Below are 13921 nucleotides of genomic sequence, written 5' to 3'. Positions count from 1 at the left end.
GCGCGCTTCGCGGAGGACCCCACCCCCGGCCTTCGGCCGGACCCTCCCCTCAAGGGGGAGGGGGACGTAGCGCTAATGGAAGACCGCGCATGACCACCATCACAGCAACCACCGCCGCGCCAGCGCGCGCATACAAACTGGTCGGCGCCGGCCGCCGGCAGTGGATCGGCTTGCTCTATGTCGCGCCGGCCGTCGCCCTGGTCGTCGTCTTCTTCATCGTGCCGCTTTGCATGACCGCCTGGATGTCGCTGCACAATTGGCCGCTGATGGGCGCGCATAGCTTTATCGGCCTCGACAATTACTGGGCGATCCTGCGCGACACCCGCTTCTGGAACGCGCTGAAGTTCACCGGCTATTACACGGTGGTGGTGACGATCGCGATCTTCGCCGTCGCCTTTCCGCTGGCGCTGTTCATCGAAAGGCCGCGGCAGCTGACCGGCTTCTACCGCACGTCCTTCTTCATGCCGGCGGTCATCGGTTTCGCCTCGGCCAGCCTTTTGTGGTCGTGGCTGCTCAATGTCGATTCCGGCCTGTTCAGCCCGGCCGCCTTCGAGCTCGGCCTGACCGAGAAGAAATTCAACCTGCTGGCGACCTTCCAGCCGGCCTTCTGGTCGATCATCGCCATGGTGGTGTGGAAAGTGGCGGGCTTCACCATGATCATCCTGATGACCGGCCTGCAGTCGATCCCGCCGGACCTGCAGGAGGCGGCGATGATCGACGGGGCAGGGCCATTCGCGCGGTTCCGGGCGATTACCTTGCCCTTGATGCGCCGCACGCTGGCGCTGGCGCTGATCCTGTCGGTGGCCGGCTCGATCCTCGCCTTCGACCAGTTCTACATCATCCTGCGCGGCGGGCCGCGCAACCAAACGCTGACCGCCGTCTACTGGATCTTCAACCAGTCCTTCGTGTCGTTCAAGCTCGGCTATGGCGCAGCACTTTCGATGGTCCTGCTGGTCATCCTGGTGGCGCTCAGCCTCATCCAGCTGCGACTGCTGCGCAATCCCGAGGGGGTCGACTGATGGCGCAGGCAAGGAGCCGCAAACGCCGCATCGGCATGCAGATCGCCGAGCACTCGACCGGCATCATCGCATCCATACTGTTCCTGGCGCCGATCGCCTGGACGGTGCTTTCGGCCTTCAAGCCGGCGCAGGAGGCGCGCCAGCCGCCGCTGCCGCCGTGGCCGACCAGCGGCATCTCGCTCGAGAACTACGCCACGCTCAACACCTTCGGCGACGGCCTGTGGCTGCCGGCGCAAAACAGCATCTACGTCTCGGTGATGACCGTGGTGCTGTCGGTGATCGTCAGCGTGCTCGCCGGCTACGGTTTCTCGCGCTTCCGCTTTCCGCTGAAGAACCTGCTGTTCGTCGTCATCCTGTCGACGATCATGATCCCGTTCCAGTCCATCCTGACGCCGATCTTCCTGGTGCTGACAAAAATCGGCCTGCACAACACGCTGACCGGGCTGGTCTGCGTCTACGTCACGCTGCAGCTGCCGTTCTCGATCTTCATGATGCGCAACGCCTTCGACGCGGTGCCGCGCGAGATCGAGGAAGCCGCGCGCATGGACGGCGCCAACAACGTCACCATGCTGCTCAGGGTGATGCTGCCGCTGGTCTGGCCGGGCATCGTCACCATCGCGCTGTTCGCCTTCCTTGGCGCCTGGAACGAGTTTCTGGCGGCGCTGGTGCTGATGACAGACCAGTCGAAATTCACGCTGCCGATCATGATGACCGCGCTGCAGTCCGGCCGCTTCGGCGCCATCGACTGGGGCGCCGTGCAGGCCGGCGTCACCGTGATGATGGTGCCGTGCCTGGTGCTCTTCCTGCTGCTGCAGCGCTTCTACATCCGCGGCCTGATGGCAGGGGCCGTGAAGTGACCAATCGAACCGAACCGGAGTAATTTGATGACCGCATCGCAATCCGCCAAGCCGGCTGCCGAGCTGCGCAAGCCAAAACTCGCCTTCCGCCCGCTGCCGGTGCCGCAGGTCGATGTTCGCGGTTTCTGGGGCGACCGCGTCGATGCCGTCGCCTCGAAGACCGCCGGCATCCTCTACGACCGCTGCGTCGAGGCGCGCATGCTCGAGCAGATCGACCCGGACCGGCCGTCGCCCGGCGTCGTCATTCCGTTCCACTCACCCTCGCCGGACGAGGCGGCCACCGCCGGCAACGAGTTCACCGGATCGACGGTGACGACGCAGATGTTCTGGGACTCCGATTGGGGCAAGACCATCGAGACCGCCGCCTATTCGCTCTATCGCCGCCGCAACGACGAACTGGAAAAGAAGATCGACGCCGTCATCGACATGTACGGCAGGCTGCAGCAGCCCGACGGCTATCTGTCGAGCTGGTACCAGCGCATCCAGCCGGGCCTGCGCTGGACCAATCTGCGCGACTGCCACGAGCTCTATTGCGCCGGCCATCTGATCGAAGGCGCGGTCGCCTATTACCAGGCCACGGGAAAACGCAAGCTGCTCGACATCATGTGCCGCTATGTCGACCATATCGCCGAGACGTTCGGTCCCGAGCCCGGCAAGAAGAAGGGCTATTGCGGCCATGAGGAGATCGAGCTGGCGCTGGTCAAGCTGGCACGGGTGACGGGCGAGCGCAAATACATGGAGCTTGCCAGATATTTCATCGATCAGCGCGGCCAGCAGCCGCATTATTTCGACGAGGAGGCGCGGGCCCGCGGCGCCGACCCCAAGGCCTATCATTTCAAGACTTACGAATACAACCAGTCGCACAAGCCGGTGCGTGAGCAGGACAAGGTCGTCGGCCATGCGGTGCGGGCGATGTACCTCTATTCGGGGATGGCCGACATCGCCACCGAATATGGCGACGACACGCTGCGGGTGGCGCTCGACCGGCTGTGGGACGATCTCATGACCAAGAACCTCTACGTCACCGGCGGCCTCGGGCCGTCCTCGCACAATGAGGGTTTCACCGCCGATTACGACCTGCCCAATGACACCGCCTATGCCGAGACCTGTGCTTCGGTCGGCCTGGTGTTCTGGGCAAGCCGCATGCTCGGCATGGGTCCCAATGCGCGCTACGCCGACATTATGGAGCGGGCGCTCTACAACGGCTCGATCTCCGGCCTGTCGCTCGACGGCTCGCTGTTCTTCTACGAAAATCCGCTCGAAAGCCGCGGCGCCCACCACCGCTGGAAATGGCATCGCTGCCCGTGCTGCCCGCCCAATGTCGGGCGCATGGTCGCCTCGATCGGCAGCTATTTCTATGGCCTGTCGGACGACGCACTCGCCGTCCATCTCTATGGAAACGGCACGGCTCGTTTCGATATCGCGGGCCGGCAAATAGAGCTCTCCCAGACCAGTAACTATCCATGGGACGGCGCGGTCTCGATCTCTGTCGAACCGGAAGCTCCGACCGCGTTCACTTTGCACCTGCGCCTGCCGGCCTGGTGCCGCAAGGCAGCGCTCAAGGTCAATGGCGCCGAGGTCGATCTGGCTGCAATCAGCAGCGACGGCTATGCCGCGATCCGCCGCGAATGGCGCAAGGGCGACCGCGTCGAGCTCGACCTCGAAATGGCCGTCGACCGCCTCTACGCCAATCCGCAGGTGCGGCAGGATATCGGCCGTGTCGCACTGGCGCGCGGCCCGCTGATCTATTGCGTCGAGGAGACCGACAATTCCAGCCAGCTGCACCGCATCGCTCTGCCGCGCACGGCCGACATCGAGGCGCATCAGCAGCCGAACCTTCTGGGCGGCGTCGTGACACTTTCGGCGATTGCCAAAAAGGAGGCTTTCGAAAACTGGGAAGAGGGGCTCTACCGCACCGAACCGCCGGCGGTCGAGGACGCGAAAATCACCGCCGTGCCGTATTTCGCCTGGGACAACCGCGACCCCGGCGAGATGCTGGTCTGGCTCAGGGACGAATGAAGCCCGATCGCAGCGCCCGACCGATCTCCTCGGCCACAAGTTCCTGCAACTGCCAGAGATTGCGGTCGCGGATGCCGCAGGCGTCGAGATGGCGAATGGTCTCGAACAGATATTCGGCGCCCGAACCCCAATGGCCGACGGCCGTGGCCAGGGTCGCCGCTATCGCTCGCTTTTCGAGCTTGCCGGCATAGCGCGGATTGGCGGGATCGACAACGAAACCAAGCGCTTGGCCCGTGCCGTCGCCCGTCCTGACCTGCAGCCAGCGCGGCACGTTGACGGCCGGCAGGATGGTCATCTCACGTCGCAGCAACGTTTCGAGATTGGCCCCCACTGGCTCGGCGATCTCGAATACCATGCCCTGACACTGGCCGCCGCGGTCGAGGGCCATCATCAGGCCGGGCTGCTCGATGGTGCCCCTGAAGCGCTGCACCGTAAAACAGAACGAACGATGCCAGCCCGTCGCCACGGCCCGTTCGCCACCCCTGACCTCGCCGGCCGGCTTCCACAGCAGCGAGCCATAGGCGAACAGCTTCACCGGCCCGCCCGGCGCGCCGGCCAGCACCTCGTCGCGAATGCGCGCGTAATCGGCATCGGTCATGTAGACCATGCCCGGCGTCGGCCCGGCATCCTCGACCGCACGCAAGGTGCGGGCGACCAGCGCCTCGGTCAGCGCCATCGGTGTCTTGCGCGGCGAACGCCGTGATGCGGCGGAAATGACCTTGCTCATCCTCATGCTCTCAGCCTTGCCGCCATGTTGCCGAAGGCTGGAGGATTCTCAAGGGCCGAGTACACCGGCGCGGTATCGGGATTCGAACTATCGTGTCCAACAGCTTGACTGCACAAATACCTACGCGACGGGTTAAACGCGTCGACTGAACCCATTTCAACGTGATGCGGCGAGATGCTGGTCTGGCTCAGGGACGCCGGATAGGCGGTATCGCCAATTTTGGAGCCGCGTTGCATGCCTTGAATTCGCCCGGGCGCGCGTCATCTAGCTTTGAGTGGCGCCAGCCACTTGAACGGGTGGAGGCAGATTTTGGCGCTCAAAGCTGTCGCGCGTCCCGGCGGTCGCTATATTGCGGTCGCCGTCGTGGCGGTGCCGTTGCTGTTCGCCGTCAGTGGACTGGCCATCCGCTATGCCGCATTTGCTTCGGTTTCGGCAGAACCCGGCTTCGCGGCCTATGCCCAGGCGCTCTGCCGCTGGGATTGCGCGTGGTATGTCGGCATTTCCGAACATGGCTATGAGCGCTTTCCCATTCCAGGCCAGAGCAATGTCGGACGGTGGGGCTTCTTCCCGCTCTATCCGATGCTGGTAGCGGCCATCCGGTCTGTTTTCCCTTTTTCGACGATACTGGTCGCATCGATCGCATCGCTTGCATGCAGCTACGCCGCCTGCCTGGTGGCGTGGCCGCTGCTCGAGAAGAACATACGCGCTTATGTGCTGTATTGCGCCTTTCTGCTCAGCGGCCCGTTCTCCTTTCACTTCACGACTTTCCTGACCGAACCTCTTTTCGTGCTCCTGACGTCGTGCGTTTTTCTGAAACTCAAACACTCCAGCTATCTGGCCGCGGGGCTGTCATCGGCTCTCCTGTCGGCAACCAGGCTCGTCGGAGTGCTTGTTGTATTTGCGACCGTCATTCAGATGTTCAGGGATTACCGCGCAAAGGGCGGATCGATGCTTTCTTTCCCACGCTGGGTGCTTGGCCGACCGGATCTGCTCGTTGCAATTCTCATCTCGCCTGCCGGCTTGTTCGCCTACATCCTGTTCCTCTACCTGACAGTCGGGGACGGCTTTGCCTTCCTGCACGTCCAGCGCGCGTTTGGACGGGTGGCGGGCAATCCGCTCGCCTTCATATGGGATGGACTCTCGGCCGTTCCGACGACTGGATGGCTGCCTACGGCGCCGCAATGGAGCGCGCTCGCCGCACTCATAGGACTGGCATTATCGGCGGTTCTGGCGGTTCGCAGGCAATATGGCGCCGCGTTGTTCTGCGCCTGCTGCATCATCCTGCCGCTGATCACGAACTTGGCCTCGATGGTCAGATACGTCATTGGGCTTGCGCCTCTGACAATGTTGCTGACCACGTTATTGTCGGCGTCGAAGCTGACTTTTCTTTCGGCTCTGGGTCTCTTCCTGGGCGCCTGCTATTTCATGATGGTGGCATGGATCGGGGGCTATCTTGCCCTGGTCTAGCACTCCGGGCCCGCATCGGCGCGCGGCCTCGCTTGGCGGCTACACGCTGGCGGCGGTTCTGGCCGGGGCGGAAGTCATCATCCTTGCGCTTGCTCTCAATCCAAACGTCAATGCCGACTATCGCGCCTATTACATCGACTGGACGACAACCTGCCTCAATCGCGATGCGGTCGGCAGCTACACCCTTGGCCAGACGGTGTCGTTCCGGTCCGACGGAGCCAAAAAGGCAGCCGGCATGAGGGTCTGCGGCTGGTCGGGACCGGTAGCCGACGGCACCCATTCGCTGGGCGAGACCTCGCGGCTTCGCCTGGAGATAACGCCGCTTCGCGACGGCCTGACGGCCACGGTGCAAATGGCCGCTGTCATTCGTCCGCCACAGATCACGCAAAGGGTTGTGATCTCGGTGAACGGCGTTCGGGTGCATGCGGTGACACTGTCCGGCAAAGAGCCACGCACCGTCTCGTTCGTCATCCCACCGGCGGCTCTCGCCGAGGCCAAGACACTCGACATCGCCTTCGACTACCTCGACGGCATTCCGCAAACTCCTGCCGCCAGCAACATCTATAAGCGCTCCATCAAATTGTTGTCGCTCCGGCTCGATCCCACTGACGCGGATTAGGGCGGGCGATCGCGCTGCTGGCCGCGTCTTCGCTGCGCAAAAACCCAGCGGTCGAGCATGAGGAGATTGACCGCTGGAACAAGCAAGCATGTAACCAGGATGGCAATGATCGGCGGCAGACTGAGTTTCGCCGTCAAAAGCGCCGGCGCCGCGTAAGCCACCGCGAAGCCGGTTGCCGTCAGCAAGAGAAAACGCGGAGCCTCCGATCGATGCGATCCGCTCGACGCGAAGGTCACGAACTTATGCGCGAGATAAGAAAACAGGGCGGCAGCGGTATAAGCTGCGAGCGAGGCACCGACCGGCGAGAGGCCGAACCGTTGCCATTCGACCAAAGCGGTGGCCATCACTGCATATAGGATCGTTGCAGCGATGCCGACCGACCCGAAGCGCGCCAGCAGCCTCAGCCCGGCGTCGCCGGTCGAACGGCGCTCAGACATAAGCGCTGCACACGTACTGGGCTCCAAGCGGCAGGGCAGAAAGCAGACGCTCGACCTTTTTGGCCAAGGGCCTTGCCGAGGGCAGCAGCAGAAAATGCTCGGAGCGGATGTCGCTGAAGCCTGTTTCCTGAAAGAGGGACCTTGCTCTGGCGGCTTTGAGCAGGACTGCGTCGTGATCGAAGGGACACCGGAACACCGCAAGGCGCGTCATCGGATTATAGGGATTGTGCTCGATGATGCAGGCGACCCCGCCTGGCCGCACGACGCGCCGCATTTTCAGGAAGAAATCGAGCCAGGAGGAGGGCGGAACGTGATGGACGACGCAACTGGCGAAAGCCAGATCGAACGTGCCGTCCTCATAAGGCAGCCCCTGCGTGCTGCAGGTCCTGTAGGCCACACGCGGATTGTGTTGGCTGGCGCGCAAAATCGAGTCTTGCGAGACGTCGCAGCCATCGAGGCTGTCGAAAGCGCCGTCGAGATAGGGGTGGAGCGAACCGACGCCGCAGCCGACATCCAGCGCCCTTACAGTCGACCCACCCTGCCGAAGCTTTCGCTCGACCACCAGACGCCGCAGCAGGTCCGCCTTGGCGACAAGGAAGAAGTCGTGCCTGAGTCCGGAAAACCGGATGGACCCTTCGACCGCCTCGCCGTAGTTGGAATTATAGCTGTCGAAGAGTTCGCCCATTGGCGGGGACTCCACTCCTGGGCTTGTGAAACGATCGGCGGCGCTCACCAGAGACGGCACGCATCGCCTCGTCGAAACCGGTGAGCCGATCGATCACGTACAGCGGGCGGCGTTTCACCTCGGCGTGGATGCTGCCAACATAGAGCCCGACCACGCCGGTCATGAAAAGATTAATGCCGCACAGGAGCGACACGATCACCACCGTGGATGTCCACCCGGCAATGATGCCGGCTTCAAAAAACCAGGCAAACATGGCGTAGGCACCAAAGACCACCGCAAGCGCGGAAATGGCCAATCCGCCCCAGAGCGCCAGGCGCAACGGCTTCTCGGAGAAACTGACGATGCCGTGAACCGCAAGGTGCATCATCTTCCAGAATGGGTATTTGGTCTGGCCCAGGGTTCGCGCGTGGCGCTCAAATGGCACTGCCGTCTGCTTGAAGCCCATCCAGCCGAACATGCCCCTGACGAAGCGGTCATGTTCGGGCATATGCTTGAAGGTTTCCAGCGCCTTGCGGCCGACCAGGCGAAAGTCGCCGACGTCGCGCGGAATATCGACCGACGTCATTTTCTCCAGCAGGCGATAGAAAAGACTTGCCGTAAAGCGCTTGAACCAGGATTCGCCGTCGCGCTTGACTCGGCGGGCATAGACGATCTCGAAGCCTTCCTTCCACTTTGCCACCAGATCGAGAACGACCTCCGGCGGGTCCTGCAAGTCGGCATCCATGACGATGACGGCATCGCCCGCAGCGGCATCCATACCGGCGGTAATCGCCATCTGGTGGCCGAAATTGCGGGAAAATTCGATCAGCCGAAAGCGCGGCTCGGCGGCAACCACCTTTCGCAGGTATTCGACACTTCCATCGAGGCTTCCGTCATCGACGAAGATGGCCTCCGTTTCTCCGTCCAACCGGCCGATCAGGCAACTGATCCGCTCGATCAGCCGAGGCAGCACCTGTTCTTCATTGTATATGGGCAGGACCAGCGAGTAGCGAGGCGGTGACCTGTTCACCGTCATTCCAGGGTCGTGGACCACAGACTCTCGCATGCGGTTGAAAATGGAACGCAAGCTACAAAGTTCCAAAGGCACTTAAGAAACTGCTAATTTATCTAATTCTGGAGGGAATACCGGTTCTCGATGAGCACTGGAGGGTGTCGTCGTCAGGTCGGACGTCCACATCGAGGCGTAAACTATCGGTGGCTGCTGGCGCGATCGGCCTGGCGAGAAACAGTCGTTGAGGCATAACGCGTTGACCGCGAGGCCTACTCCCGGACTTGCCGGTTGAAGCGGGCTGCGGGTCACCCTAAGGGTGCGGGCCGACCGCTTTTGACGCATGCCAGACATCGCTCATGGAACACGGTCGGCGAGCGCGGCCGAGTATCCCGCTTGCCGGCCAGCGAGCGCCCTGACCGGCCGCCTTATCGTACCGGCCGAGGCTTAGCTGGGCCGGCCGGTACGCTTGCCGGTCTGACGAGGGCCGCCGTCAAGCAGCCGGTCGAATGTTTTGGTTCACCCGGAAGAGGTTGTTCGGGTCGTATTTCTTCTTCAGCGTAGCCAGGCGCTCATAGTTGTCGCCATAAGCCGCCTTGAGCCTTGCATCGCCCTCGTCATCCATCATGAAGTTCAGGTAGGCGCCACCCAGATCGAACGGATGCACGGCCTCCCAGTACGCCTTGGTCCAGCGCGTCACCGGCCCCGCTTTCTGTGGGTCCGGATCGATCCCGGCGATGACCATCGACCAGGTCGCATCACGGTAATTCCAGGGTGTCTCGTCTTTGCCGACGCGATGGACCGCACCATCGATCGGGTAGAGGTGCATGAGCGATAGCTCGCTCGGCGTCTTCGCCGCCTGCTCGAGATGGGCGTCGATCGCCTCGTCGGACAGCGTCTTGACGAAATCGCCCCGCCAGTACCACTGCATTCCCTTCGGGTAGAGCCCATCGAACATGCTCTGCACCGCGGGATAGGGCATCGTTCCCATCCAGTTGAACCAGGGCGCGGGCAGCGCATCGAGCAGCGGGGCCAGCGCCTCTCTGCCCTTTTCCTCCGGGCCGTTGTAGCAGCACATCAGCAGACACATCCGCTTTCCCCAAAACTCTTCCGGGAAGGGTGCGCTCGAGAGGACGGTCTTGAGCCCGAGAAAGATCCCGAGTTCTTCGGGCGCGTTCGGCAGGAACTCGCGATAATGCTGCATGATGGTGCGGGCGTGGCGCTGATCCCATGCGATCGGCCCCGCAAAGACCATGCTGACCTGGTGGAGCTTGAACACAAAGCTGGTGACGATGCCGAAATTGCCGCCGCCGCCGCGAAGCGCCCAGAACAGGTTGGGGTTCCGCTCCTTGCTGGCGGTGACGAAGCTTCCATCGGCAAGCACGACATCGGCCTCGATCAGATTATCGATGGTCAGGCCATATTTGCGCGTCAGATAGCCATGGCCGCCGCTCAGCGTCAGTCCGGCGACCCCGGTGGTCGAGATGATGCCCGCCGGTACGGCCAGGCCAAAGGCATGGGTGGCATGGTCGAGGTCGCCCTGAGTGCAGCCCGGGCCCACCCGCGCCGTGCGGGCATCCGGATCGACGCGCACGCCGTTCATCGCCGACAGGTCGATCACCAGACCGTCGTCGCAGCTCCCCAATCCTGGTCCGTTATGGCCGCCGCCACGTACCGCAACCAGCAAATTGTTGTCGCGGCCGAAATTCACCGCTGTGATTACGTCGGCGACGTCGACGCAGCGGGCGATGATCAGCGGCCGCTTGTCGATCATGCGTTGTAGAGCTTGCGGGCCTTGTCATAGCGGGCGTCGCCGGCGCGGATGACTTCGCCTCGCAGGCTTGCTGCGAATTTGGTGATGTCTTCATCGTTCATGACATTCCTCCGTGTTATTGGACCTGTCGGCCGGCCGATGAAACGCTAGTCCCGTCCGTTGTTCCCGCAAATGTCACATCGTCCATTTCTGTTGCCCGATCGTTCAGAGTAGGATTAGACCGGATGGATAGTTGCTCGGGCGACCATATTGCCGGATAGTTCGAGATGCCTGGCGGAAAAACTCGTTGTCAAAGGGAGTAGCCGATCGTTTCCGGAGGTGTAGTGCATGGATGTCCTTTCCGATGTGCTCCGAGCCGTTCGCCTCACCGGTGCGATCTATTTCGACGTCGACGCCAGCTCTCCCTGGGTTGGCGAGTCGCCGGGCACGGCCGACATTGCCGCCGCCGTCATGCCGGAGGCAGAGCACATCATTTCTTTTCATGCCGTGATGTCGGGCTCGTGCTGGGCCGCGCTGGGAGACGATTCGGTGCCGCCGGTGCTCGTCAACGCCGGTGATGTCGTTGTCTTCCCCGGTGGTGTTCCGAACGTGTTGAGCTCCTCGCCGGGGGCGCGGGGCGAACCCAATATGGCGATGTATTATCGGCCGATAGACGAGAGCCTGCCGTTCGCGGTGATCCATGGTGGCGGCGGAGACGAGCGGACCCGGTTCATTTGCGGGTATCTTGGCTGCGATGCACGTCCCTTCAATCCTCTCCTGGCCGCATTGCCGGCCATCCTGTGTGCCCGCAAGCCCGCCGATGGAAGCAGTTGGGTTATCGACCTTTTTCGGCTGGCGCTGGCCGAAGGTGGCAGTGGGCGGGCGGGCTGTGAAACGATACTCGCCAAGCTGAGCGAGCTGATGTTTGTCGAGATCATCCGCCGCCATCTCGAGACCCTCCCCGACGATTCGCGCGGCTGGCTGTCAGGCCTACGGGATCCACATGTCGGCGAGGCGCTCCGGCTCATCCACGCTCGCCCCAGGGAGGAATGGACATTGGACCGGCTCGCCCGCGAAGTAGGGCTCTCGCGCACGGCGTTTGCGAGCCGCTTTACCCACTATGTCGAGGTCTCCCCCATGCATTATCTTGCTCGCTGGCGTCTGCAACTGGCAGGACGCTTGCTCGAACGGCCCGAAATGAGCATCGCGCAAGCGGGTGCCGAGGTCGGCTACGAGTCGGAAGCCGCCTTCAATCGCGCCTTCAAAAAGTTCGTCGGCATTCCACCTGGCACCTGGCGAAAGGGACGGTCGGCGTTGCTCGAGGCTCAGAGATTGCCCGCTGGCGTCGTTCAATAGGAAAGAACTGGCAGGGGCGTTGACGCTTTGGTCTGCGTGCAGCGTCCCAATGCCCGAAAGCCCTTGGCACAAGCGGTAGACGATGACCGGCCGCCGCGACGCTTTCGGCGAGGCGCGTCAGACTTCGCGCCTCAATCCTTCGCGCGCTCGACATAGGCGCCATCGGCCGTCATCACCACCACGCGGGTGCCGGCGCTGATGTGTGGCGGCACCAGGGTACGCACGCCGTTGGACAGCGTTGCCGGCTTGTAGGACGAGGACGCCGTCTGGCCCTTGGTCACCGGCTCGGTCTCGACCACCTCGAAAGTGGCGCGCTGCGGCAGTACCAGCGAGATGGCGATGTTGTTGTATTGCGAGATCTGCACCGGCATGCCTTCCACCAGATAGGGCGCCATGTCGCCGACCACGCTTTCCGGCACCGCGACCTGGTCGTAAGTCTCCGGATTCATGAAGTGAAAGCCTTCGCCGTCACGGTAGAGGAACGTGTGCTCGCGCTCCTCGACATAGGCGCGCTCGACCTGCTCGGTGGTGCGGTAACGCTCGGAAACCTTTACCCCGTCGGAGATGCGCCGCATGTCGAGCTGGGTGACCGGCGTACCCTTGCCAGGATGAATGTTTTCGGCAAAGAGGATCACATAAAGCTTGCCGTCCTTTTCGACGACGTTGCCTTTGCGTAAGGAGCTGGCGATGACCTTCACGGGTATCCATCCTGATAAAATTTGTTGGCGCAAATCGGCTGGAGAGGCCGTTGCGTGCGGCCTAGCGCATCTTGGCCGCAATCGCCAGCCCTCTGTGCAATTCCCCTGAAGCCGATGACCGCCGCCTCGCCGTGGTGGACGCCGCATGTCCACGCCGACCGCCGGCCGCGGCTGATCCTGCGCAATGCCATTGCCGCCGGGATGCGCGACTGGTTCGCCCGCCGCGACTTCGTCGAGGTGGAGACATCGGCCCTGCAGGTCTCGCCCGGCAATGAAGCGCACCTGTCGGCCTTTGCCACCGAGGCGATCGGGCCGGACGGGCAGCGCCAGCCGCTCTACCTCCACACGTCGCCGGAATTCGCCTGCAAGAAGCTGCTTGCCGCCGGCGAGAAGCGCATCTTCAGCCTCGGGGCTGTCTGGCGCAACCGCGAGCGCGGCCCCTTGCACCATCCTGAGTTCACCATGCTCGAATGGTACCGCGTCGGCGAGACCTATGAGAGCCTGATGCGCGATTGCGCCGAGCTCGTAGCACTGGCGGCCGAACGGGCCGGAGCGAAGCGTTTTAGCTTCCGCGGCCGTGAAGCCGATCCGTTCGCCGAGCCGGAACGGTTGAGCGTCGCCGAAGCCTTCATGCGCCATGCCGGCATCGATCTGCTGGCGACGGTTGCAGCCGACGGCAGCACCGACCGCGCGGGGTTGCATGCCGCCCTGGTCCAGGCCGGATTGCGGACCGCGCCCGACGACAATTGGGCCGACCTGTTCAGCCGGGTGATGGTCGAAAAAATCGAGCCGGCGCTGGGGCAGGGGCGCAACACCATTCTTTTCGGATATCCGATCTCGGAGGCGGCATTGGCCCGGCCGAGCGCCGACGATCCGCGCACCGCCGAGCGCTTCGAGCTCTATTGCTGCGGCGTCGAACTCGCCAACGCCTTTGGCGAGTTGACCGATCCGGCCGAGCAGCGCCTGCGCTTTGCCGCCGAAATGGATGAGAAGCAGCGTGTCTATGGCGAACGCTATCCGATCGACGAGGACTTCCTCGCCGCGCTCGCCATCATGCCGCAGGCGAGCGGCGCCGCGCTCGGCTTCGACCGGCTGGTGATGCTCGCCACCGGCGCGCTCAGGATCGAAGACGTGATCTGGACGCCGGTGGCCGCTTCCTGAGGGGTTGTCGATCTCGCTCGCCGTTCATCCGCCTGCGGCCTGCGGTCCTGTTTGGGCGCTTGATGCACCCGGTTTGCCCGCTTCTCCCATTGCAGAAGCGGCATCGGGACAATAGATGGTGCAGCAGCGGCTGCC

The 13921-nt window shown here is 63.1% G+C and carries 13 protein-coding genes; 7 read left to right on the top strand and 6 right to left on the bottom strand.

Annotated features, from left to right (window positions below; genetic code table 11):
- Positions 1-89: 89 nt before the first annotated feature.
- The 3 genes from NKI59_RS23690 to NKI59_RS23680 are packed head-to-tail and all read left to right on the top strand — an operon-like array spanning position 90 to position 3895.
- Positions 90-1019, top strand: a complete 930-nt coding sequence (locus NKI59_RS23690) for a carbohydrate ABC transporter permease (protein ID WP_352452309.1) — start codon at positions 90-92, stop codon at positions 1017-1019.
- Positions 1019-1876 (top strand): carbohydrate ABC transporter permease, encoded by an 858-nt coding sequence (locus NKI59_RS23685; RefSeq protein ID WP_254817449.1) that lies wholly within the window; start codon positions 1019-1021, stop codon positions 1874-1876. Before NKI59_RS23690 ends, NKI59_RS23685 begins: the two co-directional genes overlap by 1 nt.
- A 27-nt stretch (positions 1877-1903) precedes the next feature.
- The gene (locus NKI59_RS23680) at positions 1904-3895 is read left to right on the top strand and encodes a glycoside hydrolase family 127 protein (RefSeq protein WP_352707218.1); all 1992 of its coding nucleotides are present in this window, start codon (positions 1904-1906) and stop codon (positions 3893-3895) included.
- Here the strand turns inward: NKI59_RS23680 and NKI59_RS23675 are convergent.
- Positions 3882-4622 carry a gamma-glutamylcyclotransferase gene (locus tag NKI59_RS23675; RefSeq protein ID WP_023674368.1) on the bottom strand — a complete coding sequence of 247 codons (741 nt, stop codon included), beginning with the start codon at positions 4620-4622 and terminating at the stop codon, positions 3882-3884. The two genes, NKI59_RS23680 and NKI59_RS23675, sit on opposite strands and share 14 nt — an antisense overlap.
- 309 nt (positions 4623-4931) lie before the next feature.
- On the opposite strand from NKI59_RS23675, the gene NKI59_RS23670 reads away from it, so the two are divergent.
- Together NKI59_RS23670 and NKI59_RS23665 are read left to right on the top strand one after the other, a co-directional pair.
- Positions 4932-6089 carry a putative hexosyltransferase gene (locus NKI59_RS23670; RefSeq protein ID WP_352707216.1) on the top strand — a complete coding sequence of 386 codons (1158 nt, stop codon included), beginning with the start codon at positions 4932-4934 and terminating at the stop codon, positions 6087-6089.
- Complete coding sequence (locus tag NKI59_RS23665) at positions 6076-6708, top strand: hypothetical protein (protein ID WP_352707213.1); 633 nt, start codon at positions 6076-6078, stop codon at positions 6706-6708. Before NKI59_RS23670 ends, NKI59_RS23665 begins: the two co-directional genes overlap by 14 nt.
- Here the strand turns inward: NKI59_RS23665 and NKI59_RS23660 are convergent.
- From NKI59_RS23660 to NKI59_RS23645, 4 genes are all read right to left on the bottom strand, one after another.
- Positions 6705-7145, bottom strand: a complete 441-nt coding sequence (locus NKI59_RS23660) for a GtrA family protein (protein WP_352707211.1) — start codon at positions 7143-7145, stop codon at positions 6705-6707. The genes NKI59_RS23665 and NKI59_RS23660 overlap by 4 nt on opposite strands.
- Positions 7138-7830: a class I SAM-dependent methyltransferase gene (locus NKI59_RS23655; protein WP_352707208.1), complete on the bottom strand. Its 693-nt coding sequence runs from the start codon at positions 7828-7830 to the stop codon at positions 7138-7140. Before NKI59_RS23655 ends, NKI59_RS23660 begins: the two co-directional genes overlap by 8 nt.
- Positions 7805-8845 carry a glycosyltransferase family 2 protein gene (locus NKI59_RS23650; protein WP_352707288.1) on the bottom strand — a complete coding sequence of 347 codons (1041 nt, stop codon included), beginning with the start codon at positions 8843-8845 and terminating at the stop codon, positions 7805-7807. The genes NKI59_RS23655 and NKI59_RS23650 overlap by 26 nt, the downstream gene beginning before the upstream one ends.
- Before the next feature lie 466 nt (positions 8846-9311).
- A complete protein-coding gene (locus NKI59_RS23645; RefSeq protein ID WP_352707207.1) occupies positions 9312-10592 on the bottom strand; it encodes an FAD-binding oxidoreductase in 1281 nt (426 codons plus the stop codon).
- Positions 10593-10919: 327 nt separating this feature from the next.
- Here NKI59_RS23645 and NKI59_RS23640 point away from each other — a divergent pair, with 327 nt between their 5' ends.
- Complete coding sequence (locus NKI59_RS23640; protein WP_023674373.1) at positions 10920-11927, top strand: AraC family transcriptional regulator; 1008 nt, start codon at positions 10920-10922, stop codon at positions 11925-11927.
- A gap of 131 nt (positions 11928-12058) precedes the next feature.
- Here the strand turns inward: NKI59_RS23640 and efp are convergent, their stop codons facing one another.
- The gene (gene efp, locus NKI59_RS23635) at positions 12059-12625 is read right to left on the bottom strand and encodes an elongation factor P (RefSeq protein ID WP_023674374.1); all 567 of its coding nucleotides are present in this window, start codon (positions 12623-12625) and stop codon (positions 12059-12061) included.
- Between the two features lie 114 nt (positions 12626-12739).
- Here efp and epmA point away from each other — a divergent pair, with 114 nt between their 5' ends.
- Positions 12740-13786, top strand: a complete 1047-nt coding sequence (epmA, locus tag NKI59_RS23630) for an EF-P lysine aminoacylase EpmA (protein ID WP_352707205.1) — start codon at positions 12740-12742, stop codon at positions 13784-13786.
- The last annotated feature ends 135 nt before the right edge of the window (positions 13787-13921 follow it).

The organism is Mesorhizobium sp. M0598, from assembly GCF_040320865.1.
Taxonomy (GTDB): domain Bacteria; phylum Pseudomonadota; class Alphaproteobacteria; order Rhizobiales; family Rhizobiaceae; genus Mesorhizobium.
Note: the sequence above shows the minus strand (reverse complement) of the source record. Positions and strands in the feature narration are given on the sequence as shown.